At 67.7% G+C, this 23,231-nt stretch carries 24 protein-coding genes; 13 read left to right on the top strand and 11 right to left on the bottom strand.

The window, feature by feature from the left end; translation table 11 throughout:
• Positions 1–62 precede the first annotated feature (62 nt).
• The gene (locus OCQ_RS03415; RefSeq protein WP_036458188.1) at positions 63–1,115 is read right to left on the bottom strand and encodes an oxygenase MpaB family protein; all 1,053 of its coding nucleotides are present in this window, start codon (positions 1,113–1,115) and stop codon (positions 63–65) included.
• Positions 1,116–1,181: 66 nt separating this feature from the next.
• Between OCQ_RS03415 and OCQ_RS03410 the strand changes: the two genes are divergently transcribed.
• The 5 genes from OCQ_RS03410 to phoU all read left to right on the top strand — a co-directional run bounded on the left by OCQ_RS03410 (position 1,182) and on the right by phoU (position 7,186).
• Entirely contained in the window at positions 1,182–1,796 is a 615-nt protein-coding gene (locus OCQ_RS03410; protein WP_029384628.1) for a TetR/AcrR family transcriptional regulator, read from the top strand.
• Positions 1,797–1,950: 154 nt separating this feature from the next.
• The gene (locus OCQ_RS03405) at positions 1,951–2,973 is read left to right on the top strand and encodes an acyl-ACP desaturase (protein ID WP_009954448.1); all 1,023 of its coding nucleotides are present in this window, start codon (positions 1,951–1,953) and stop codon (positions 2,971–2,973) included.
• 55 nt (positions 2,974–3,028) lie between these two features.
• Positions 3,029–4,114, top strand: coding sequence for a tRNA dihydrouridine synthase DusB (dusB, locus tag OCQ_RS03400; protein WP_231119628.1), 1,086 nt, complete (start codon positions 3,029–3,031; stop codon positions 4,112–4,114).
• A 209-nt stretch (positions 4,115–4,323) separates the two neighbouring features.
• On the top strand, positions 4,324–6,459 hold the full coding sequence (locus tag OCQ_RS03395) for an LCP family protein (RefSeq protein ID WP_014379106.1): 2,136 nt from the start codon (positions 4,324–4,326) through the stop codon (positions 6,457–6,459).
• Between the two features lie 58 nt (positions 6,460–6,517).
• Positions 6,518–7,186: a phosphate signaling complex protein PhoU gene (gene phoU, locus OCQ_RS03390; RefSeq protein ID WP_008263921.1), complete on the top strand. Its 669-nt coding sequence runs from the start codon at positions 6,518–6,520 to the stop codon at positions 7,184–7,186.
• Here phoU and pstB read toward each other — a convergent pair.
• From pstB to OCQ_RS03360, 6 genes are all read right to left on the bottom strand, one after another.
• Positions 7,183–7,959 (bottom strand): phosphate ABC transporter ATP-binding protein PstB, encoded by a 777-nt coding sequence (gene pstB / locus OCQ_RS03385; RefSeq protein ID WP_008263919.1) that lies wholly within the window; start codon positions 7,957–7,959, stop codon positions 7,183–7,185. The genes phoU and pstB overlap by 4 nt on opposite strands.
• Positions 7,960–7,971: 12 nt before the next feature.
• Positions 7,972–8,886, bottom strand: coding sequence for a phosphate ABC transporter permease PstA (gene pstA, locus OCQ_RS03380; protein WP_014379105.1), 915 nt, complete (start codon positions 8,884–8,886; stop codon positions 7,972–7,974).
• The gene (pstC, locus tag OCQ_RS03375; protein WP_041784786.1) at positions 8,883–9,926 is read right to left on the bottom strand and encodes a phosphate ABC transporter permease subunit PstC; all 1,044 of its coding nucleotides are present in this window, start codon (positions 9,924–9,926) and stop codon (positions 8,883–8,885) included. The genes pstA and pstC overlap by 4 nt, the downstream gene beginning before the upstream one ends.
• Positions 9,927–9,941: 15 nt before the next feature.
• The gene (pstS, locus tag OCQ_RS03370) at positions 9,942–11,066 is read right to left on the bottom strand and encodes a phosphate ABC transporter substrate-binding protein PstS (RefSeq protein ID WP_014383806.1); all 1,125 of its coding nucleotides are present in this window, start codon (positions 11,064–11,066) and stop codon (positions 9,942–9,944) included.
• A gap of 164 nt (positions 11,067–11,230) precedes the next feature.
• Positions 11,231–12,160, bottom strand: a complete 930-nt coding sequence (mshD, locus tag OCQ_RS03365; RefSeq protein ID WP_009955014.1) for a mycothiol synthase — start codon at positions 12,158–12,160, stop codon at positions 11,231–11,233.
• A complete protein-coding gene (locus OCQ_RS03360; RefSeq protein ID WP_014379102.1) occupies positions 12,157–12,945 on the bottom strand; it encodes a winged helix-turn-helix transcriptional regulator in 789 nt (262 codons plus the stop codon). Before OCQ_RS03360 ends, mshD begins: the two co-directional genes overlap by 4 nt.
• A 169-nt stretch (positions 12,946–13,114) precedes the next feature.
• Here OCQ_RS03360 and lmeA point away from each other — a divergent pair, with 169 nt between their 5' ends.
• The 6 genes from lmeA (at position 13,115) to OCQ_RS03325 (ending at position 17,240) form a co-directional block, all read left to right on the top strand.
• The gene (gene lmeA, locus OCQ_RS03355) at positions 13,115–13,927 is read left to right on the top strand and encodes a mannan chain length control protein LmeA (protein WP_009955016.1); all 813 of its coding nucleotides are present in this window, start codon (positions 13,115–13,117) and stop codon (positions 13,925–13,927) included.
• 49 nt (positions 13,928–13,976) lie between these two features.
• Positions 13,977–14,411: a thioredoxin family protein gene (locus tag OCQ_RS03350; RefSeq protein ID WP_009955017.1), complete on the top strand. Its 435-nt coding sequence runs from the start codon at positions 13,977–13,979 to the stop codon at positions 14,409–14,411.
• 224 nt (positions 14,412–14,635) lie between these two features.
• A complete protein-coding gene (locus OCQ_RS03345; protein ID WP_009955018.1) occupies positions 14,636–15,106 on the top strand; it encodes a DUF4395 domain-containing protein in 471 nt (156 codons plus the stop codon).
• 37 nt (positions 15,107–15,143) lie between these two features.
• Positions 15,144–15,977, top strand: a complete 834-nt coding sequence (locus OCQ_RS03340) for a sulfurtransferase (RefSeq protein WP_014383805.1) — start codon at positions 15,144–15,146, stop codon at positions 15,975–15,977.
• 1 nt (position 15,978) lies between these two features.
• A complete protein-coding gene (locus tag OCQ_RS03335) occupies positions 15,979–16,281 on the top strand; it encodes a DUF1416 domain-containing protein (protein ID WP_008263909.1) in 303 nt (100 codons plus the stop codon).
• 302 nt (positions 16,282–16,583) lie between these two features.
• Complete coding sequence (locus tag OCQ_RS03325) at positions 16,584–17,240, top strand: FABP family protein (protein WP_008263908.1); 657 nt, start codon at positions 16,584–16,586, stop codon at positions 17,238–17,240.
• Between the two features lie 253 nt (positions 17,241–17,493).
• On the opposite strand, the gene OCQ_RS03320 is transcribed toward OCQ_RS03325, so the two are convergent.
• Positions 17,494–18,363, bottom strand: coding sequence for an aminodeoxychorismate lyase (locus tag OCQ_RS03320; RefSeq protein ID WP_014383803.1), 870 nt, complete (start codon positions 18,361–18,363; stop codon positions 17,494–17,496).
• A gap of 142 nt (positions 18,364–18,505) precedes the next feature.
• Here OCQ_RS03320 and ygfZ point away from each other — a divergent pair, with 142 nt between their 5' ends.
• Positions 18,506–19,600 (top strand): CAF17-like 4Fe-4S cluster assembly/insertion protein YgfZ, encoded by a 1,095-nt coding sequence (ygfZ, locus tag OCQ_RS03315; protein WP_014381786.1) that lies wholly within the window; start codon positions 18,506–18,508, stop codon positions 19,598–19,600.
• A 146-nt stretch (positions 19,601–19,746) separates the two neighbouring features.
• Complete coding sequence (locus tag OCQ_RS03310) at positions 19,747–19,932, top strand: DUF3073 domain-containing protein (RefSeq protein WP_008263905.1); 186 nt, start codon at positions 19,747–19,749, stop codon at positions 19,930–19,932.
• Positions 19,933–19,999: 67 nt separating this feature from the next.
• Here the strand turns inward: OCQ_RS03310 and purM are convergent, their stop codons facing one another.
• From purM to OCQ_RS03295, 3 genes are all read right to left on the bottom strand, one after another.
• Positions 20,000–21,094 (bottom strand): phosphoribosylformylglycinamidine cyclo-ligase, encoded by a 1,095-nt coding sequence (purM, locus tag OCQ_RS03305; RefSeq protein ID WP_009955025.1) that lies wholly within the window; start codon positions 21,092–21,094, stop codon positions 20,000–20,002.
• A gap of 66 nt (positions 21,095–21,160) precedes the next feature.
• Positions 21,161–22,687: an amidophosphoribosyltransferase gene (purF, locus tag OCQ_RS03300; RefSeq protein WP_014381785.1), complete on the bottom strand. Its 1,527-nt coding sequence runs from the start codon at positions 22,685–22,687 to the stop codon at positions 21,161–21,163.
• 137 nt (positions 22,688–22,824) lie between these two features.
• Positions 22,825–23,214 (bottom strand): sterol carrier family protein, encoded by a 390-nt coding sequence (locus tag OCQ_RS03295; RefSeq protein ID WP_009955028.1) that lies wholly within the window; start codon positions 23,212–23,214, stop codon positions 22,825–22,827.
• Positions 23,215–23,231: the final 17 nt, after the last annotated feature.

Here is a 23,231-nt window from a genome sequence, read left to right as displayed (position 1 = left end):
CGGCTAGACCGAATTGCCGCACTCCTCCTCACCCCGCTTCGCGGGCTGCATCGTCGTACGGCTCAAGACACCATCGGACAGTAGTGCTTGGGGTCCCCGCGTTCGTCGATCGGCGGCAGATTGCGCGCCGGCGTTTGCACCAGCGGGGTATCGAGCGGAATTCGCCCGCTGGCGCGGTCCAACCCGGCACGCGCCCGCGGGTGCTTGCGGAATCTGCTTGGCACCAGGGCGAATACGAAACGAACCAGGTCGCCAAAACGCCGGTGCAACCACTCGTCGCGGCGCGACCACCGGTAGCCCATCAGCTCCCGCACCGGGGGGTCGTAGAGGCCGACGGTCAGCCAGACGAAGAACGGTGCCAGCAGTTTGCGCTGCAAGGCCCACAAGGGTTCCGGAATCCATTGCGCGAAAGGCGGTTTGGGCAACTCGCTGAGATCGAGCACGGCCCGTGCCGCCTCGTTGCTTTCCAGCACGTTGCGGCACATGTGGTCCCAGTAGGCCTGGAACTCCTCCCACGACTTCGGCACGGGACGCATGCTCATGCCGTACATGCGGTACCACTCGACATGTTCGTCGAACAGTTGACGCTTTTGCGCCTCGGTGATCCCACCGCAAAACCGTTCGGCCACGTGAATGGTGCCCATAAAGAAGGTGGAATGCGCCCAGTAGAAGACGTCGGGGTTCAGGGCGTGGTAGCGGCGGCCCTGGTCGTCGACGCCCTTGATGTCGGTGTGGTAGTCGCGGACTTCGGCGCCGGTCACCGGGGCGCGCTCACCGTCGAAGACGACCCCGCCGATGGGGTACAGCGAACGCAGCAGACGCGGCCACCGCTCGCGGAAGAAGGTGGAGTGGTCGAGCACCGCCGCGCCCAGTTGGGGGTGCATGTTCTGCATCGATCCGGCCCATGGGCCCTGCAGCATGCCCCGCCAGTCCCCGAAATAACGCCAGGTCAGGGAATCGGGTCCCAGCGGTGTTGGCGGCGCGTCGTAGCCCAGTGGCGATACGGGACAGCCGCCCGCGACACCGTTGGAGCCGTCGGCCGGCCCGCCAGACTGATCAGGGGCGCCGGTCGCGTCGCTGGTCAGGGGGTGCGATGCGGACGTATCTTGAGTCACTATTGGATTCCTGTAGGTATCTGAATTTTTGACTACAGCCGTTGTCATTTTCAGCTTAGGAGCGATGTGCAGACGGGTCAACGACGGGGCCGCTGGACCGGCGTCCCCTTGGAGAGTCGCCTCGCGCTTCGCCGTGACAATCTGATCAGCGCCGGGGTGCAGCTGCTCGGCGGTTCCGGGGGGCCGGCGCTGACCGTGCGCGCGGTGTGCCGCAAGGCCGCGCTGACCGAACGCTACTTCTACGAAAGCTTCGCCGACCGTGACGAATTCGTGCGCGCGGTCTATGACGACGTCTGCACGCGGGCAATGAACACCCTGACGTCGGCGACGACCCCGCGAGAGGCCGTCGAGCGGTTCGTCGAGCTGATGGTGGACGACCCGGTCCGCGGGCGCGTGCTGTTGCTGGCGCCGGCGGTGGAGCCGGTGCTGGTGCGGTCGGGCGCGGAGTGGATGCCCAATTTCATCGACCTGCTGCAGCGCAAGCTGTCCCGGATCGGCGATGCCGTGCTGCAGAAAATGATCGCCACCAGCCTGGTCGGTGGCCTGTCGAGCCTGTTCACCGCCTACCTGCACGGGCAACTCGGGGCGACCCGCAGGCAGTTCATCGACTACTGCATCAACATGCTCTACATCACCGCGGCGCCGTACGTCCCCGCCGGAGAGCTCGGCAAGTCGCAGTAGCGGGTTTTCATTCGGGCCGGATCGGCAAGCCGTAAAACTGGGGGTTGATCGCGATGTCAAACCGTTATCGACCACGCCCGACGAGGAACTTGCTGCTACCGAAGTACACAGATATATTGACTGCTACCCATCGACACAGATAACTGGAGGCACTATGTCAGCCGAGCTGACAAACCTACAGCTGCTGCACGAACTCCAGCCGGTCGTCGAGAAGTACCTGAACCGGCACGAGAGCATGCACAAGAACTGGAACCCGCACGACTACATCCCGTGGTCGGACGGAAAGAACTTCTATGCGCTCGGTGGGCAGGACTGGGAGCCGGGACAATCCAAGCTCTCGGACGTCGCCCAGGTGGCGATGGTGCAGAACCTAATGACCGAGGACAACCTGCCGTCCTATCACCGCGAGATCGCGATGAACTTCAGCATGGACGGCCCCTGGGGCCAATGGGTCAACCGGTGGACCGCGGAGGAGAACCGGCACGGGATCGCGCTGCGCGACTACTTGGTGGTCACGCGCGCGGTCGACCCGTACGAATTGGAGAAGCTGCGCATCGAGGTGGTCAACCGCGGCTTCAGCCCCGGCCAGAACCACCAGGTTCGCGAAGACCTGTTCGCCGAGAGCCTGTTCGATTCGGTCACCTACGTGACCTTCCAGGAGTTGGCGACGCGGATCTCGCACCGCAACACCGGTAAGGCGTGCAACGACACGATCGCCGATCAGTTGTTGGCCAAGATCTCAGCCGACGAGAACCTGCACATGATCTTCTACCGCGACGTCACCGAGGCCGGGTTCGAGATCGCGCCCAATCAGGCGATGAAGTCGCTGCACAAGGTGTTGCGCAACTTCCAGATGCCCGGCTACCAGGTGCCCGAGTTCCGGCGCAAGGCCGTGATGATCGCCGTGGGCGGCGTGTACGACCCGCGCATCCACCTCGACGAGGTCGTCATGCCGGTGTTGAGGAAATGGCGCATCTTCGAGCGTGAGGACTTCTCGGGTGAGGCCGCCGCCTTGCGCGACGACCTGGGGGTGCTGATCAAGGAGCTGGAGCAGACCTGCGACAAGTTCGAGGTCTCCAAGCAGCGCCAGCTCGACCGGGAAGCCCGCACCGGCAAGAGGACCACAGCCGTCGAGCTGCATCGGACGGCGGGCACGCTGACCATGAGCCGGCGGTAACCAAGCGGTGCGCATCGGTTCCATCGCGCTCGCGAGCCCGGTGGTTCTGGCACCGATGGCTGGCGTCACCAACGTCGCCTTCCGGACGCTGTGCCGTGAGTTGGAGCGATCCAAGGTCGGCACCGTCAGCGGCCTCTACGTCTGCGAGATGGTGACGGCCCGCGCGCTCGTCGAGCGTCACCCGGTCACCATGCACATGACCACGTTCGCCCCCGACGAGTCGCCCCGGTCGCTGCAGCTCTACACCGTCGACCCCGCGACCACCTACGCGGCCGCCAAGATGATCGCCGACGAAGGCCTGGCCGATCACATCGACATGAATTTCGGCTGCCCGGTGCCCAAGGTGACCAAGCGCGGCGGCGGGTCGGCGCTGCCCTACAAGCGGCGGCTGTTCGGCCAGATCGTCGCCGCGGCCGTGCGCGCCACCGAGGGCACCCAGATACCGGTGACCGTCAAGTTCCGCATCGGCATAGACGACGAGCACCACACGCACCTCGACGCCGGACGTATCGCCGAAGCCGAGGGCGCCGCCGCGGTCGCGCTGCACGCCCGCACGGCGGCGCAACGCTACTCCGGCACCGCCGATTGGGACGAGATCGCCCGGCTGAAGCAGCATGTGCGCACGATCCCGGTGCTCGGCAACGGCGACATCTACGACGCCAGCGACGCCCTGACGATGATGGCCGCCACCGGATGCGACGGCGTGGTCATCGGCCGCGGCTGCCTGGGCCGCCCGTGGCTCTTCGCCGAGCTGTCGGCGGCTTTCACCGGCAGCCCTCCGCCCACACCACCGACGCTGGGCGAGGTCGCCGACATCGTCCGCCGGCACGGCCAGCTGCTGGCCGCGCACTTCGGCGAGGACAAGGGCATGCGCGACATCCGCAAGCACATCGCGTGGTACCTGCACGGCTTTCCCGCCGGCTCCGAGCTGCGCCGAGCGCTGGCAATGGTCAAGACGCTCGACGAGCTGGACCGCCTTCTCGACCGATTGGACGCCAACGTGCCCTTCCCGGACGAGGCGAGCGGGCCCCGGGGCCGGCAGGGTTCACCCGCCCGGGTCGTGCTCCCGGAAGGCTGGCTGGACGACCCCGACGACTGCACGGTGCCGGCCGGCGCCGACGTCATGCACTCCGGCGGCTGAGTCCACCGGCTCGAAATCGCTTCCGGACCGATAACTCAGTACGATGTGGGCTTTGTTGCATGCGCTTGGACGGCGGATGATTTTGTGCCGCCGCACGGGCGCGACGAAAACGGATGGCACGAGCCGTCGCGCCGACACGAGCGGCGCCGCGCTGCCACCACGCACGGACACGCTGACGTCTGCATCAGAGCTTCGGAGGCCGGTAGGACATGAGTGACGGCGAGCGCGACGCCACTCGTAACGGTCGGCATGCACCGGGCGAGGTTCACGCCCAACCGATCCCGACGGGCCCGTCGCCGAGCCTGGGCGCCGCTCCCTGGGAGCGATTCTTCGAACCGCCGCCCGACGACAACATCCATCGCTGGCAGCCCGAAACGGCCGTCGAGCCCGCCGCGCCGCAGGAAGTCGACGACACCGAGCACACCGGAAGCCACGCCGGGGGCGGGGTCAGCGTCGCCGATCTGATCGCCAAAATCGGTGCCCCCGACCGGCCCATCCACAGACGCGCGGCCCCGGAGGTCGAGCCTTCCGAGCCCGAATTCCCCGAGCCCGAATTCCCCGAACCCGAATTCTTCGAGCCCCGCCCCCAAGCCTTCCGGCCCGAGCCCGAACCGCCGCTCGAGCTGCAGAAAACACAGGTCATCGACGACCTCGCCTACTCGTTCGACGCGGTCTCCGAGCTTCGCGAGCTCATGGACGCCGACTACCCGAACGAGGACGAGCCCGACGAGCCGGCATCCGGCGCCGTCGACACCGCCGCCGAGGAGCCCAAACGCCGGCGCCCGATGCTGCTGGCCGGCCGCTCGGTGGCGGCGCTGGCCGCCGTGCTGGCGCTGGTGATGACCGGCGGGGCCTGGCAGTGGAGCACGTCGAAGAACGCCCGGCTCAACACGATCAACGCACTCGACCCGCACTCGGACGACATCCGCGACGCGAACGGGCAATACGGCGACGAAGACTTCTTGATCGTCGGCCTCGACTCGCGCGCCGGGGACAACGCCAACATGGGCGCCGGCGACACCGACGACGCCGACGGCGCCCGCTCGGACACCGTCATGCTGGTGAACATCCCGGCCAATCGCAAACGCGTGGTGGCGGTGTCGTTCCCGCGCGACCTGGCGATCACCCCGATGCAGTGCGAGGCCTGGGACCCCACCACCGGCAAGTACGGCCCGCTCTACGACGCGAAGACGCAGACGTGGGGACCGAAGATGGTCTACACCGAGACCAAACTGAACTCCGCGTTCGCCTTCGGCGGCCCGAAGTGTCTGGTGAAGGAAATCCAGAAGCTGTCCGGATTGAGCATCAACCGCTTCATCGCCGTCGACTTCTCCGGCTTCGCGAAAATGGTGGATGCCCTCGGCGGCGTCGAGGTGTGCTCGAGCACCCCGCTGCACGACTACGAGCTGGGCACCGTGCTCGAACACGGCGGGCGCCAGGTTCTCGACGGTTCCACCGCGCTGAATTACGTGCGGGCCCGCCAGGTCACCACGGAGATCAACGGGGACTACGGCCGCATCAAGCGCCAGCAGCTGTTCTTGTCGTCGCTGCTGAGGTCGTTGATCTCGGCGGACACGCTGCTTGACCTCAACAAGCTCAACAACGTCGTCAACATGTTCATCAGCGACACCGTCGTCGACAACGTGAAGTCCAAGGACCTGGTGCAGCTAGGTCAGTCGTTGCAGGGGATGGCGGCCGGCCACGTCACGTTCGTGACGGTGCCCACCGGCGTCACCGACCAGAACGGCGACGAGCCGCCGCGGATGTCCGACATGCGGGCGCTGTTCGACGCCATCATCAATGACGATCCGCTGCCGGAGGAAAACGACCAGAACGCAAAGAATTTGAGCGCCTCGTCCGGCTCGGGCACGACGGGCGCGTCGAAGGCCCCGACCACCAGGAAACCGTCCCCGACGCCGGAGGCCCAACACGAGCAGGTCACCACGACCTCGCCGAGCGGTGTGACCGTGCGGGTTTCCAACGCCACCACGCAGACCGGGCTGGCGGCGACCGCGACCACCCAGCTCAAGCGGGACGGCTTCAACGTGATGGCCCCCGACGATTATCCGAGTTCGGTGACCGCGACGACGGTGCTGTTCTCGCCCGGCAACGAAGAGGCCGCGGCCACCGTGGCGTCCTCGTTCGCCAACGCCAAGGTCCAGCGGGTGTCCGGCTACGGGCAGGTCGTGCAGGTGGTTCTCGGCCCGGACTTCAAGTCGGTCACCGCCCCCTCGCCGAGCGGCTCGCCGATGAGTTTGCAGATCGAACGCGGCTCGAGCAACGCGCCGGCCAAGCTCCCCGAGGACCTGACCGTCACCAACGCGGCCGACACCACCTGCGAATAAGCCGTTTTGACGGCGCTCCGCGACCTGTCTGGGACGCGGGGAACGTATCCTTGACGACATGCGAACCGCCTACCACGAGCAACTCTCGGAGTTATCCGAGCGGCTCGGCGAGATGTGCGGCTTGGCAGGAATCGCCATGGAGCGGGCCACCCAAGCCCTGCTGCAGGCCGACTTGGTGCTGGCCGAACAAGTGATCTCCGACCACGAAGCGATCGCCGCGATGAGCGCGCGCGCCGAGGAAAGCGCGTTTGTGCTGCTGGCATTGCAGGCGCCGGTGGCCGGTGATCTGCGGTCGATCGTGAGCGCCATTCAGATGGTGGCGGACATCGACCGCATGGGTGCGCTGGCGTTGCACGTCGCCAAGATCGCCCGACGGCGGCATCCCCAGCACGCCCTGCCCGAAGAGGTCAACGGCTACTTCGCCGAAATGGGCAGCATCGCAGTCGAATTGGGTAACAGCGCCCAAGAGGTGGTGTTGTCGCGCGACCCGGAGAAGGCGGCCCGGATCCGCGAAGAAGACGACGCGATGGACGATCTGCACCGGCACCTGTTCTCGGTGCTGATGGACCGGGAATGGAAGCACGGCGTGGCGGCGGCCGTCGACGTGACGTTGCTGGGCCGCTTCTACGAGCGTTTCGCCGACCACGCCGTCGAGGTGGCCAGGCGCGTCATTTTCCAGGCGACCGGCAGACTGCCCGAGGAAGAGGCGAAACCGCCGTCCAGCTAGCCGAAGCGGCCCGAGATGTAGTCCTCGGTCGCCTTTTGATTCGGGTTGGAAAAGATCTTCTCGGTGTCGTCGACCTCGATCAGCCGCCCCGGTTTCCCGACGGCTTCCAGGTTGAAAAACGCGGTGTAGTCGCTGACCCGGGCCGCCTGCTGCATGTTGTGGGTGACGATGACGATCGTGTAGTCCTGCTTCAGCTCGCTGATCAGCTCCTCGATGGCCATCGTCGAGATCGGGTCCAGCGCCGAGCACGGCTCGTCCATGAGCAGCACGTCGGGCTGCACGGCGATGGCCCTGGCGATGCACAGCCGCTGCTGCTGCCCGCCGGACAGACCACCACCGGGCCGGTCCAACCGATCCTTGACCTCGTCCCACAGGTTCGCGCCGCGCAGTGAGTATTCGGCCGTCTCATCGAGCACCTTGCGATTGCGCACCCCTTGCAGCTTCAGGCCGGCCACCACGTTGTCGCGAATTGACATGGCGGGGAACGGGTTCGGACGCTGGAACACCATCCCGATGGCCCGGCGCACACCGACCGGGTCGACACCGGCGCCGTAGATGTCCTCGTCGTCGAGCAGCACGCTGCCCTCGACGCGCCCGCCGGGCACCACCTCATGCATGCGGTTGAGGGTGCGCAGCACCGTCGTCTTGCCGCACCCCGACGGGCCGATGAACGCGGTGACACTGCGCGGCAACACCGTCAGCGTCACCTCCGCGACGGCGTGAAACGACCCGTAGTAGATGTTGACGCCCTTGAGGTCCAACCGTTTGGCCACTACTGCTCCTGCCTATGACTTTCTGGCGCCAAGGAATTTCGCTATCACTCGAGCCACGATATTGATCGCGGCGATCACCAGGATGAGGGTTAACGCGGCACCCCACAACCGATCCGTGGGGATGGGGTTGAGGCCCGCGCCGACCGACGTCTGGTTGTACATCATGCCTGGCAGCGTCCCCATGAAGTCGCTGAAGATGTTGAAGTTCATCGATTGCGCATAGCCGACGAGGATCAACAGCGGCGCCGTCTCCCCCATCACCCGTGCCATCGCCAGCAAGATCCCGGTGACGATGCCGGACAGCCCGGTGGGAATGACCACCCGGACGATGGTCTTCCACTTGGTGATGCCCAGGGCGTAGCTGGCCTCGCGCAGATCCACCGGAACCACCCGCAGCATTTCCTCGGTCGCCCGCACGATCACCGGCAGCATCAGCAACACCAGCGCCAGCGATACCGCGAACTCCGAGCGGGGCAGGCCCAGCGTGGCCACACACAACGCGTAGACGAACAACGCCGCCACGATCGAGGGCACCCCGCTCAGGATGTCCACCATGAACGAGGCCAACCGGCCCAGCGCAGTGCCGCCGCCGTATTCGACCAGATAGATCGCGACCATCAGACCGATCGGAATGGAGATGGCGGCGCACACCAATCCCTGCAGCACGGTGCCGACCAGCGCATGGTAGGCGCCGCCGCCGGTCACGAAGGCCGTCATCCCGGCTTGCGAGTGCGACCACCAGACGGTGGAGGTGATCGCCCTGACTCCCTTGACGGTCACCGACCACAGCACCATCACCAGCGGCGCCACGGCCACCAGCAATGCCAGCGAAACCAGTACGGTCGCAACACGATTCGCGGTACGGCGGCGCCGGGACAGCGGTGAGAACGTCCGCGACTTGAGCGGGCGGTCCAGCATCGACGTCATCGCGCGGCCTTTCGGCCGGCCCCGGCGACGGCGCCCCGGGCCAGGGCGTCGACGAGGAAGGTGAGCGCGAAGAGTGTCAGGCCCGCGGCGATGTAGGCGCCCGACTTGAACCGGTCGTCGAACTCGGCCGCGGCGCCCGCGATCTTGGTGGCGAAGGTGGAGCCGCCGTCGAACAGCGACCAGCCGAACGCCGACTGGGTGCCCCGCAAGATGATCAGCAGCGCGACCGTTTCGCCCAGCGCGCGACCCAGCCCCAGCATCCCGCCGCTGATGTAGCCGGACCGCCCGAACGGCAGGGTGACGGTCTTGACCACTTCCCATCGGGTGGCGCCCAGCGCCAGCGCGGCTTCGATCTGGTCCTGCGGTGTCTGGACGAAGACCTCGCGGGTGACGGCGGTGACGATCGGCAGGATCATCACCGCCAAGACGATGCCGCCGGTGAAGATGGTGCCGCCGCCGGCGGCCGACGCGTTGCCGTCGGCGAACAGAAAGCACCAGCCCATGGAACGGTTGAGCCAGGTGGCGATGGGCCGCAGTTGCGGCGCCAACACATAAAGGCCCCAGGCGCCGTAGATGATCGAGGGAACCGCGGCCAGCAGATCGACCGCGTAGGCCAGCGGCGTCGCCACGCGCCGCGGCGCGTACTGGGTGATGAAGAGGGCGACGCCCAGCGCGACGGGCATGGCCAAGGTCAACGCGAACAGCGACACGAACACGGTCACCGGCAACAGGCTGGCGATCCCGAAGTGCATCGCCGACGTGTCGGTGGTGACCCAGTTACCGCCGTAGCTGAAGAAGTTCTCGCGGTCGCGCTGCAACGCCGGTGCCGCGCGCCCGAGCAGGAAGACGGCGATCGCGGCGATCACGACGATGATCAGCACGCCCGAGGTCTGCGCGAGCCGCCGGAATATCCGGTCTCCCACATGTGGTCGGGCCTCGCCCCACGGGCTGGTGGGTGTCGTCGGCGACTCGGGAATGGACGTGGCGAGGACCGCGCCCGCGCCCGAGTCGATTGGGTTTGGCCCCGAAAACTCCGTCACTGCGATCTCACCTGGTCACTGCAGCGCATCGATGGCGGCGACCAGTCGTTCCTTGACCTTATCGGGCAGCGGAATGTAACCGGCCGAGGAAAGTTCGGCCTGCCCGCTGGTGGCGGCGATGGAGAGGAACGATTTGATTGCCCCGGCGGTCTCGGCGTCGTAGCCCTTGGAGCAGACGATCTCGTAGGTCACGAGCACCAGCGGATAGACGCCCGGCTCCTGCGAGCCGTACATGGCGTTGAGGTCGAGCAACAGGTCGTTTCCCTCGCCGAGGAATTTGGCCGCCTTGATGGCGTTTCCGGCCGTGTCGTTGGTAAGCGGGACCACCCCGCCGCGGGTGGCGATTTTGGCGTAGGACATGCGCGCCTGGTCGGCGAAGCCCTTCTGGACGTATCCGATGGCGCCCGGAATGGCCTGGACCGCCTGGATGACCCCGGACGACTTCGCCGCGCCCTCGCCGACGCCGCCCTGGAATTCCGTACCGACCCCTTTGGCCCAGCTCTGCGGGGCGGCGGCGGTCAGATACTTCTGCACGTTGTCGGTGGTTCCCGACGAGTCGGACCGGTAGATCGGCGTGATCCTGGTGTCGGGCAGGGCCACTCCCGGGTTGAGCCCGACCAGGATGGGGTCGTTCCACGTGGTGATCTTGCCGGTGAAAATTTTGGCCACCGCGTCACTGCTGACCACCAGGGCCGGATTCCCCGGCAGGTTGTAGGCGAGCGCGATCGGGCCGAACACCAGGGGCAGGTCCCACGCCGGGTTCCCGCCGCACCGGCTAGCGGCCGGACCGATCTGTTCGGCGACCAACGGAGAGTCGGCCCCCGCAAAGTCCACGTGCCCGGCGATGAACTGCTCGCGACCGGCGCCCGACCCGGTCGGGTTATAGGCCAGACCCTTGCCCGGGCAGTACTGGCCCCACACCTGGTTGAAGACGGTGATGGCGTTCGCTTGCGCGGTCGAGCCTTCCGCCGTCAGGTTGTTCTTGCCGCCACACCCCGCGGTGCCCGCGGGGGCGGTGACGCTGGGCGCCGCGGCTCCGGGACGGTTCTCGTCGCTGCCGCAGGCGGCCAGCGCCGCGACGCCGAGTGCCGTCGCCAGCGCCACCGCGGCCGCCGCCCTGCCCTGCCTGTCGAGCTTCACCGATCTCGCTTTCATGACACCGTTCAAGACGCATGTGGGCGCCGCTGGTAATCCCCTGCCAGGTTGCCCGTCGCGGCGAAAGTATGCGCCGCCCCGGCGCGCAGCAACGCCTCGGTAGCAAGGACCAGGTTAACGATCCGGCTCGATGCCCCGCGTACCCGCGGTCAGTTGGCCGCGGGTGTGACCGCGTATGCGGTGTCGACGCTGTAGGTGGTGAACCCCAAGCGCTGGTAGGTGCGCACGGCGGCGACGTTGTCCGACTCGACGTAGAGCATCACGGTGGGATCGGCGGTGTCGGCCAGGCGGCGGGCCAACCATTCGATGCCGACGGCGGTCAACGCCTGGCCCAGTCCGCGGCCCTGGGCCGACGGATCGACGCCCACGACGTACACCTCCCCCAAACCGGGCCGATCGAGGTGCACCTTCGTCCAGTGAAAACCCAGCAGCCTGCCGCCCTGATCGCCGGCGGAGTCATCGAACGCCAGAAACAAGCCGGCCGGGTCGAACCACGGTTCGTCGCGCCGCTCCGCCAGTTCGACCTCGGTCCAGCCGCCCTGCTCGGGGTGGTAGGCAAACGCGGCGTTGTTGACGCGCAGTAGCTCGGCGTCGTCGGCCGTGCCCGAATAGGTGCGGATCTGCACCCCCGGCACCGACGGCGCGGTGTCGGGGAGATCGCGCAGTGAGCGTCGCATCTGCATCAGTTCCCGCACGGGCGCCAGGCCCAACGCGGACGCGGTCGCGCGGGCGGGCTCGAGCGTGCCGTGCGCCCAAAACCGGTTGCTCGCACCCGTTTTGGCCAACGCCGCGCGAATCAGCGCGGCCCCGATACCGCGCCGACGCGCCCGTGGGTGCACGACGAGTTCGGCCATGGCCGTCTCACCCTCGCGGGCCGGGCTGAGATTGAGATAACCGATGATTGCGCCGGCGTCGTCCGAGGTGATCCGCAGGTGCTCGGTGCGGTCATGTCCGAGTTCGCGCAGTACCTGCTCGCCGACGGGCGCCACCCCATCGAATTCCGTTGCAGCACCGACAAGTTCGCGCACGCCCCGCTGTTCGTCGTCGGTCAGCGTCCGGCGCCAGTCGGGCGGGATCACTGAGTGTGCAAGGGATCGACCAACGGATCTTTGACGTCCTCGGAGTCGGATTCCGCACCGGATTCGCCGCCATCCGTGCCGTCGGGGTCGGACGAGTCGGTCGCCGGAGCGCGGCCGCGGGCCGGGCGGACCGCCTTGTAACCCACGTTGCGGACCGTGCCGATCAACGCCTCGTGCTCGGAACCGAGTTTGGCCCGCAGCCGACGCACGTGCACATCGACGGTGCGGGTGCCGCCGAAGAAGTCGTACCCCCACACCTCATGCAGCAGCTGCGCCCGCGTGAATACCCGCCCGGCGTGCTGAGCCAGGTACTTGAGCAACTCGAATTCCTTGTAGGTGAGATCGAGCGGGCGGCCACGCAGCCGGGCGGTGTAGGTGCCTTCGTCGATCACCAACTCGCCCAGGCTCACCTTGCCGGCGCTTTCCTGGTCCGCGAGCCCGCCGCGGCGGCCGACCACCAGCCGCAGCCTCGCGTCGATCTCGGCCGGCCCGGTGGTGGGCAGCAGGATCTCGTCGAGACCCCAGTCCGCGCTGATGGCCACCAGCCCGCCTTCGCTCACCACCGCCAACACGGGAACCGACCGGCCGGCGGTGCTCAGCAGGCGGCACAGCCCACGCGCGGACGACAAATCGGTGCGCGCATCCACGATCACGGCGTCCGCCGTCCCGGCCTCGAGCAGCGAAGCTGGTTCCGGCGGCGCCGTCCGCACGGGATGCGGAAGCAGCGACAACGAGGGCAGGACCGGATCGGGATGCAGCTCCGAGGTCAGCAGTAAAAGCTCCAACTAGTCCCTCCAGCTCGGGGGAACGGCATCTCCCAAATTCACAACGCCATCACGCGTTAGTTACCAGGTCATCTAACGATAACGTGTTACCTGGTTTTTTCGCGTGGCGGACGAGCCACTGTGAGCCCCGCCACGGGCGATCCGGCCCCGCCGGGGGTTACGCCACAATATGCGGGTGCGCAAGGTGCTGATTGCCGTGACCGCGACCGCGATCCTGCTGGCCGTGGTCGCCCTCGGCGCGATCGGAGTCGACTACGGCACCAGCATCTATGCCGAATACCGGCTGTCGGCCAGCGTGCGCAAGGCGGCCAACCTGGGCAGCGACCCGTTCGTGGCCATCGTGGCGTTTCCCTTCATTCCGCAGGCCATGCGCGGCAACTACGACCAGGTGGAGATCAAGGCCAACGCCGTCGAACACGCGATGACCGGCAAAGCCACCCTCGAGGCCACGATGTACTCGGTGGATCTCGCGCGTGCGTCGTGGCTGATCACGCGCGACGCGAAGCTCGCGGTGCACAAGCTGGAAAGCCGCATCATCATCGACTCGACCCACCTGGGCCGCTACCTGGGCATCAGCGACCTGATGGTCGAGGCCCCGCCCAAGGAAACCAACACCTCGACCGGCGGCGTCACCGCGTCGGGCATCTCCGACAGCCACGGGCTGGTGTTCACCGGCACGCCCAAATCCTCCGGCTTCGATCACCGCGTCAGCGTCTCGGTCGACCTGTCCATCGCCCCCGACGACCCGGCGACGTTGGTCTTCACCCCCACCGGCGTGCTGACCGGGCCGGACACCGCCGACCAGACCGTCCCGGCCGACAAGCACTACGCGGTGCTGCACGCCTTCGCGGGCAGGCTTCCCGATCAGCGGCTTCCCTTCGGCGTCGCGCCCACCACCGAGGGCGCGCGCGGCTCCGACGTCATCATCGAGGGCATCACCTATGGAGTAACGGTGTCCCTCGATGGGTTTAAACGGTCATGACGCACGCTGACGATGCCGCCGAACGCGGCGATGGCCAGGGGTGGCGCGCATGATGACGGTGATCGTGGTGACCGTCGCCGCGCTCGCCGTCGCGACGCTGCTCGGCTGGCTGTTGACCCGCCGCTCCGGCAGCATCCGGGAAATCGATCCCGGGCCGGATCGCGACCCCGCCGCCGACGTCGCAGCCCTGGGACTTTCCCGCGGCGGCCCGACCGTCGTGCATTTCAGCGCCCCGTGGTGCGGGCCGTGCGACCGGGTGCGCCGGGTCGTCACCCAGGTCTGCGACGACCTGGGCGACCCGGGATCTCCGATAGCCCACGTCGAGGTCGACCTGGACGCCAATCCCGAGACCGCGCGCCGTTATTCGGTGCTGTCCCTGCCCACCACGTTGATCTTCGACATCGACGGGCGGCAGCGCTACCGGACCTCGGGAGTGCCCAGCGCCGCCGACCTGCGGTCCGCCCTGAAACCGCTGTTGGCTTGACCACGGTGTCATTGGGTAAGCTGACCGACGTGTTAGCCCGCCTCGAGCCCATGCTCACCAAGCGCCGCGCAGTTGCGCTGTGCCGCACCGCGGGCTGTTGTTGTTGCTGTTGCTGCTGAGTAGCCGCGCCTTCGCGTAGCACTCGGAGCGGGCCCGGATCCCGACCGTGGCACCTCTCCCATCGTCATTTCCGTCAGCAACAGGGGTATTCGAGGAGTAACACCTTGCCGAGCAGCAACACCGCCACGCAGCCCGACCTCGTCGACGTGCGTGGACCACGATTTGCCGCGTGGGTGACCACCGGGGTCTTGATCCTGACGCTGGTCGTGTCGGCGGTCAGCCCGGCCGCCGCGGCGGCGATCCTTGCCATCCAGGCCGTCATCTTCGCCATCGGCGCCGTCGCCGGGCCCCGCCAGCACCCCTACGGCCGGATATTCGCCGCCGTCGTCGCGCCCCGGCTGGACCCGGTGCAGGACCGCGAACCCGCCGCGCCGCTGAAGTTCGCCCAACTGGTCGGCCTGATCTTCGCCGTACTGGGTACGGCCGGTTTCGCCGCCGGTGCCGTCCTGGTCGGCGTCATCGCCACCGCGGCCGCCCTGGCGGCCGCGTTCCTCAACGCGGCCTTCGGAATCTGCCTGGGCTGCCAGCTCTACCCACTGGTGGCCCGCTTGCGAGGCGGCGCGCGCCCCACCTGACCTGCTGTAACCAAAAGTGATCGAAAGGACCCACTCCATGGCACGCTCCGACGTCCTGGTCTCGACCGACTGGGCTGAGAGCAATCTCGACGCGTCCGGCGTCGTCTTTGTCGAAGTCGACGAGGACACCAGCGCTTACGACGCCGGCCACATCCCCGGCGCGATCAAGCTGGACTGGCGCTCCGATTTGCAGGACACGGTCAAGCGCGACTTCGTCGACGCCCAGCAGTTCTCGAAACTGCTCAGCGAGCGCGGCATCTCCAATGACGACACCGTGATCCTCTACGGCGGCAACAACAACTGGTTCGCCGCCTACGCGTACTGGTACTTCAAGCTGTACGGCCACGAGAAGGTCAAGCTGCTCGACGGCGGCCGCAAGAAGTGGGAGCTCGACGGCCGCGCACTGTCCAGCGATGCCGTCAGCAGGCCCGCGACGTCGTACACGGCGGCCGCACCGGACAACAGCATCCGGGCGTTCCGCGACGACGTCATCGCGGCCATCAACGTCAAGAACCTTGTCGACGTGCGCTCCCCCGACGAGTTTTCCGGCAAGATCCTGGCGCCCGCGCATTTGCCGCAGGAACAAAGCCAGCGGCCCGGCCACATCCCGGGCGCCATCAACGTGCCCTGGAGCAAGGCCGCCAACGAGGACGGCACCTTCAAGTCCGACGAGGAGCTGGCCGAGCTGTACGCCGCGGCCGGCCTGGACGGCGACAAAGAAACGATCGCCTACTGCCGCATCGGCGAGCGGTCGTCGCACACCTGGTTCGTTCTCTACGAATTGCTCGGGCACAGGAATGTCAAGAACTACGACGGCAGTTGGACGGAATACGGCTCCCTGGTGGGGGCCCCGATCGAGTTGGGAAGCTGATATGTGCTCTGCACCGAAGCAAGGACTGACGTTGCCCGCCAGCGTCGACCTGGAAAAGGAAACGGTGATCACCGGCCGCGTCGTGGACGGCGATGGCCAGGCAGTGGGTGGCGCGTTCGTCCGATTGCTGGACTCGTCGGACGAGTTCACCGCCGAGGTGGTGGCCTCGGCCACCGGTGACTTCCGGTTCTTCGCCGCTCCCGGATCCTGGACGCTGCGCGCGCTGTCGGCGGCCGGCAACGGGAACGCCGTCGTGACGCCGTCGGGCGCCGGCATCCACGAGGTCGACGTCAAGATCGCCTGATCGGCCAGCTGCCCGCGACTGTGCCGCGACGGGACGAATAGACTTGTCCCCGTGGTGCTGTTCTTCGAGATCATGCTGGTTGTGGCGGTCGTGGTGATTTCATGGTTCGCCCTCTACACCCTCTACCGGCTCATCACTGACGAGTCGTGACGCGCGCCGGCGACGATCCAGAGCGCAGCGATGGGGAGGAGCGGCGCACATGACCCCCGTCGGCGACGATCCAGAGCGCAGCGATGGGGAGGAGCGGCGCACATGACCCCCGCCGGCGACGATCCAGAGCGCAGCGATGGGGAGGAGCGACCATGACCTCCGACGAACCGTTGAGTGCGGCTAGTTCCGGCGACCGGGCGGTGGCCGCCGCCGCTGAGCGCGCCAAGGTGACCGCCGGCCGCAACATCCCGTCCTTCGATGACCTGCCCCTGCCCGCCGACACCGCCAACCTGCGCGAGGGCGCGAATCTCAATGACGCGCTGCTGGCGTTGCTGCCGCTGGTCGGCGTGTGGCGCGGCGAAGGCGAGGGCCGCGGCCACGACGGCGACTACCGGTTCGGCCAGCAGATCGTGGTCTCTCACGACGGCGGCGACTATCTCAACTGGGAATCGCGCTCCTGGCGGCTGAGCGCGACGGGCGATTACCAGGAGCGCGATCTGCGTGAGACCGGTTTCTGGCGCTTCGTCAACGATCCCGACGACCCCAGCGAATCCCAGGCGATCGAGCTGCTGTTGGCCCATTCGGCGGGCTATGTCGAATTGTTCTACGGGCGCCCGCGCACCCAGTCGTCGTGGGAGCTGGTGACCGATGCGCTGGCCCGCAGCAGATCCGGCGTGCTGGTCGGCGGCGCCAAACGGCTCTACGGCATCGTCGAGGGCGGCGATCTGGCCTATGTCGAGGAGCGGGTCGACGCCGACGGCGGCCTGGTGCCGCATCTTTCGGCGCGGTTGTCCCGGTTCGCCGGCTAGCAGCTCAGTAGCGGCCGCCGACATGGAGCAGCCCCCGAGCCGTATTCCAGGTCGGACAAAACCGGAAGCTCGGGGGCCGGGTGACTGCGGGGAATTCGCCAGCGCATCTGTATCGCCAGCTCTTCCGAGCCGATGCAGCTAGCGCGCAGCCACCTCACATGTCCATGAAGCTATCAATTTCTCGGACCACCTCCTTCCTTGTGTACGGCCGACCGTACCCGCGAATCCCAGAGGCGACAACAGGATTCAGCGCTCAGCGATCGCTGACGATGGCGGCGTCGACCAATTCGGCGAAGTCCGCCGCCATCGGCGACCGCGGCAGCGGCAATCCGTTGAGGGTATGCACCCGGGCGGCCAACGTCATGCTCGAGATCAGCCAAACACCTTGCGCAGCAACCAGATCCGCGACGCGCAGCGCCCGGTAGTCGCAGTCGTACCCCTTTGCCCGGGCCACCTCGAACAGGGCCTGCTGGGTGGTACCGCGCAGAATCGGATACCACGGCGGGGGCGTCAGCAGGCACGGCGTGCCCTCGGGTGCATCGGAGTCGGTGGCGATCACGACGGTCGAGCGTGGGCCCTCCAGGATGTAGCCGTCCGTGCTGACGAAGATGACGTCACCGGCATCCTGGCGGGCGGCGTGGCGCAGGGCGGCCATGTTCACCGCGTAGGACAGCGTCTTGGCGCCGGCCAGCAGCCACGGCATCGCGTCGACGCCCGTGGCGGGCAGGCCGCGATCGAGGGTGATGGCCGCCAGTCCGTCGCGTCGGACCGCGGTGACGCGTTCGGGAACGCCGTTGACCATGACGTAGGCCGTCGGCGTCGAACCGCCCTCCCGGCCACGGCTGTAGATCAGCCGCATCGCGCCTTCGTCCGCGGTGCCCGCGCACCACCGCCGGGTGGCCGCCTCGATCGCACTACGCCAGCGCGGCAGATCCGGGGCGGGCAGATCGGTCAGCACGGCCGACTGGGTCAGCCGCTGCAGATGCGATTCGATCAGACAGGCCCGGCCGTCGCGCACCAACAGCGTCTCGAAGACGCCGTCGCCGCGCACCGCCGCCAGGTCGTCGGCGTGCAACAGCGGCGCGTCCGGCGAATGGATTTCGCCGTCCAGCGTGACGATCACACCGTTACGGCCAGCCATGGTGGAGAAGCCTATCGGCTCACCGCTCCCAGGCCGAATGTGAAGCCGGCCGCACAGTCGTCAACGAACGTGCGGCGAGCTGCACACTCGTTGGGCGCACACTCGACGGCCGTAGAGTTGACGTGTGAGCCACCCCGTCCCCGCACCCGATTCCGGACCCGACGCCGGCGCCGTCTGGCATTACGGTGACCCGCTGGGCGAGCAACGCGCGGCCGAAACCGACGCGATCGTGGTCGACCGCTCCCACCGCGGTGTGCTCACCTTGACCGGTAACGATCGCCAGACGTGGTTGCACAGCATTTCGACGCAGCACGTCAGCAACCTGCCCGAGGGCGCCAGCACGCAGAATCTGAGCCTGGACGGTCAGGGCCGCGTCGAGGACCACTGGATCCAGACCGAGCTCGGGGGCACCACCTACCTCGACACCGAACCGTGGCGCGCCGAGCCGCTTTTGGAATACCTGCGCAAGATGGTGTTCTGGTCCGAGGTCACCCCGAGCGACGCCGATCTGGCCGTGCTCTCGTTGCTGGGCCCGCGGTTGGCCGACCAAACGATCCTCGACGCGCTCGGAGTGGATGCGCTGCCCGCCGAGCTGTCCGCGGTTCCCCTCGACGGCGGGTTCGTGCGACGGATGCCCGGCACGCCTGCCGGGTCGGTCGAACTGGACCTGGTGGTTCCGCGCGGCGACGCCGGTGACTGGCGAAACCGGTTGTCGCAGGCCGGGGTGCGGCCCGGCGGCGTGTGGGCCTACGAAGCCCACCGGGTCGCGGCAGTGCGGCCACGGCTCGGCGTCGACACCGATGAACGCACGATCCCGCACGAGGTTGGTTGGATCGGCGGCCCCGGCGAGGGCGCCGTTCATCTGGACAAAGGCTGTTACCGCGGGCAAGAGACCGTCGCGCGGGTGCACAACCTGGGCAGGCCACCCCGGATGCTGGTGTTGCTGCACCTGGACGGCTCGGTGGAACGGCCGTCAACGGGCGACCCGGTGCTGGCCGGTGGACGTGCCGTCGGCCGCCTCGGCACCGTGGTCGATCACGTCGACCTCGGACCGATCGCGCTGGCGCTGCTCAAGCGCGGATTGCCCGCCGAGACGGAATTGGCGACCGGTCCGGAGGCCGCGGTCGCCGCCGTGATCGACGTCGATTCCCTGCCTCCCACCGAACAGATCGGCGCCGGGCGACTGGCCGTTGAACGGTTGCGGGGCGGTGCGGGATAATGAACGGTAACGTCCGCCACAGCGAGCAGGGGGCACCGACGCCCACTGGCGGGGCACGGTAAACTGTTGGCAGGACAATACGACACCAGGAGATCGGAGCCGCCTACTCGTTAGGCCGCTCCGTTATTGCGCGAGGGGGTTCCCCCATGGGCCGCGGCCGGGCTAAGGCAAAGCAGACCAAGGTTGCTCGAGAACTCAAATACAGTTCTCCGCAGACCGACTTCCAGCGGCTTCAGCAAGAGCTGTCCGGGACTGGCTCCGACGAGCCCACGGAACTGGACACCGACGGCGCCGACGGATCCTGGGACGACCAGGACAGCTGGCGGCGCTAGAACCAACGCCTCGGCGCCGATGCCTCGAGCACCGGCGCCGCATCAGTTCAGCTGAAGTCCGGGGCCCTCAGAATCTCGGGTGCTGACCGACGAGCTTGGCCCGCGGGCCCGCCTTTCCACCTTTGCCGACCGTGCCCAACACCCAGCAATCCAGGTGCCGTGCGGTCAGGATGGCCAACGCGCGGTCGGTGTCTTCCGGGGCCACGACGGCGATCATGCCGACGCCCATGTTGAACGTCTTCTCCATCTCTTCGCGTGTCACCCGGCCGCGCTGAGCGATCATGGCGAACACCGGCGCGGGTGTCCAGGTGCCGCGGTCCATTTCGGCGACCAGCCCGTGCGGGATGACGCGCGCCAGGTTTCCGGCCAGTCCACCGCCGGTGACGTGGCAGAAGGTGCGGACGTGGGTTTCGGCACACAGCGCGAGACAGTCCTTGGCGTAGATGCGCGTGGGCTCGAGCAGCTCTTCCCCCAGGGTGCGGCCGAACTCTTCGACGTAGCCTTCCAGGTTCATCCGGTCGATCTCGAGGAGCACCGTGCGGGCCAGCGAATACCCGTTGGAGTGCAGGCCCGACGATCCCATCGCGATGATGACGTCGCCGGGTTTGACCCGATCGGGCCCCAGCACGTCGTCGGCCTCGACGACCCCGATGCCGGTGGCCGAGATGTCGTAGTGGTCCGGTTCCATCAGGCCGGGGTGTTCGGCCGTCTCACCGCCGAGCAACGCGCAGCCGGCCCGCACGCACCCTTCGGCGATGCCACTGACGATGGCGCTCAACCGTTCCGGCACGGTGCGGCCGACGGCGATGTAGTCCTGCAGGAACAGCGGCTCCGCGCCGCACACCACGAGGTCGTCGACCACCATCGCCACCAGGTCCAGCCCGACGGTGTCGTGCTTGTCCATCGCCTGCGCGACCGCCAGCTTGGTTCCGACGCCATCGGTGGAGGCCGCGAGCAACGGCTCGCGGTAGTCGCCGCGTAACGCGAACAAGCCGGCGAATCCGCCCAAGCCGCCCCGCACCTCGGGTCGCGTGGCCTTCGTCGCCAGCGGCTTGAACAGTTCGACGGCGCGATCGCCGGCTTCGATATCCACCCCGGCCGACGCGTAGGTGATGCCCTGACTGCCTGCGTGGCGCGCGGGGCTCTTTCCGGGATCCGTCATCGCGATAAAGGCTACCGGGCGGCGCTGACCGCCGGTATCAAACGTCGGCGAAGGAGCGCAACCGAGTCAGTGCACCACCGGCACTTCGTCGGCCGCGAGATCGTCGAGCCCGGCACCGCGCGCGGCGTTGGCGAGCATGTGCTCGATGACGTTCTTGCCCAGCGCGGTCTCCTCGGGCAGCTCGATCGGATACTGGCCGTCGAAGCAGGCGGTGCACAACCGCGAGGCCGGCTGTTCGGAGGCCGCGACCAGGCCGCGCAGCGAGATATAGCCCAGCGAGTCGGCACCGATGGCGTGTCGCACCGCCTCGAGCATCTCCTTTTTGTCTTCGACCGCGTTCGCGATCAATTCGGCCGGCGACGGGAAGTCGATGCCGTAGAAGCAGGGCCACTTGACCGGGGGCGACGCGATGCGCACGTGCACCTCGACGGCGCCGGCCTCGCGCAGCATCCGCAACAGCGCGCGCTGGGTGTTGCCGCGCACAATGGAGTCGTCGACGACGATGAGCCGCTTGCCGCGGATCACCTCGCGAAGCGGGTTGAGCTTCAGCCGGATACCGAGTTGGCGGATGGTCTGGGACGGCTGGATGAAGGTGCGCCCGACGTAGGCGTTCTTCATCAGGCCCTGGCCGTAGGGGATGCCCGACTCCTGCGCGTAGCCGACGGCCGCCGGGGTGCCGGACTCGGGCACGCCGATCACCAGGTCGGCCTCCACGGGGCGTTCACGGGCCAACCGGCGGCCGATTTCCACCCGGGTCGCGTGCACGGACCGGCCGGCGATCGTGCTGTCGGGCCGGGCCAGGTACACGTACTCGAAGACGCAGCCCTTGGGGGTGGGGTTGGCGAAACGCGTGGAGCGGACGCCGTCGGCGTCGATCGCCAGCAATTCACCCGGCTCGATGTCGCGCACGAACGAGGCGCCGACGATGTCGAGCGCGGCCGTTTCGGAGGCCACCACCCAGCCGCGGTCCAGCCGTCCGAGCGAAAGGGGCCGCACCCCATGCGGATCGCGGCACGCGTACAGGGTGTTCTCGTCCATGAAGGTCAAACAGAACGCGCCGCGCACGGTCGGCAGCAGGTCCAGCGCCGCCTGCTCCAACGTGGAGTCGGCGGCGCCGTGGGCCAGCAGCGCGCCCAGGATGTCGGAGTCCGTCGTCGCCGGGGCCGGGGCGCGTTTGGCGATCAGGCCCTCATCGCGGGCGCGGGCGGCGAGTTCGGCGGTGTTGACCAGATTCCCGTTGTGCCCCAACGCAACCCCGGTGCCGGCCGCGGTGTTGCGGAACACCGGCTGCGCGTTCTCCCAGGTGGTGTCGCCGGTGGTGGAGTACCGGCAGTGCCCGATGGCGACGTGGCCCGGCATGGCGCCCAGCGTCTGCTCGTCGAACACCTGGCTGACCAAACCCAAGTCCTTGAAGACCAGCACCTGCGACCCGTCGGCGACGGCGATACCGGCGGCTTCCTGCCCGCGATGCTGCAGCGCGTACAAGCCGTAATAGGTGAGTTTGGCGACGTCCTCGCCCGGGGCCCAGACCCCGAATACGCCGCATTCCTCACGGGGTGCGTTGAAGTCCTCGTCGGGCTCTTGGGCGGTCACGATTCGGCGGCTCCCCGGGGAACGGTTGGTGACGCTAGGGAGTCTACGGGCACCGGGGCCGAGCCGCCGAATCCACCAGGCGTGTTGAGCGACGAAATACCCGCACCAAACCCTAAAGATGCAGTTCAGGGTTGCATTCAGCCCACATCGAACAACGGCAGGCAGTGGTCAATCTCACCGGCTCGGGAGCCGGAAAGACGCAGCGTACCGGTGCCCTTCGCCTCGGCGAACGACAACTTGCCGGTGGCCAGCAGCAGCCAGGTCCGCGGATCGGTCTCCACCACATTCGGCGGAGTGCCGCGGGTGTGCGTGGGGCCGGCGACGCATTGCACCGCCGCGAACGGCGGGATCCGCAGCTCCACGCTTCGTCCCGGCGCCACCGCGGCCAGGGTGCGGGCGGTGAGCCGCACGGCCGCCGCCAATTCGTCACGGCTCGGTGCCGGAGTGGTTTCGTCAGCCAACCATTGCGCCACGGCCAACACGGCCTGCCGGGTCTTGGCCGGATCGGCCTTGTCGCGCGGCGCCATACCCTAGGGTCTCAAAA

The sequence above is a fragment of the Mycobacterium paraintracellulare genome (assembly GCF_000276825.1).
Taxonomy (GTDB): Bacteria; Actinomycetota; Actinomycetes; order Mycobacteriales; family Mycobacteriaceae; genus Mycobacterium; species Mycobacterium intracellulare.
The sequence above is the reverse complement of the archived record's forward strand: the minus strand, read 5'-3'. Positions and strand labels throughout refer to the sequence as shown.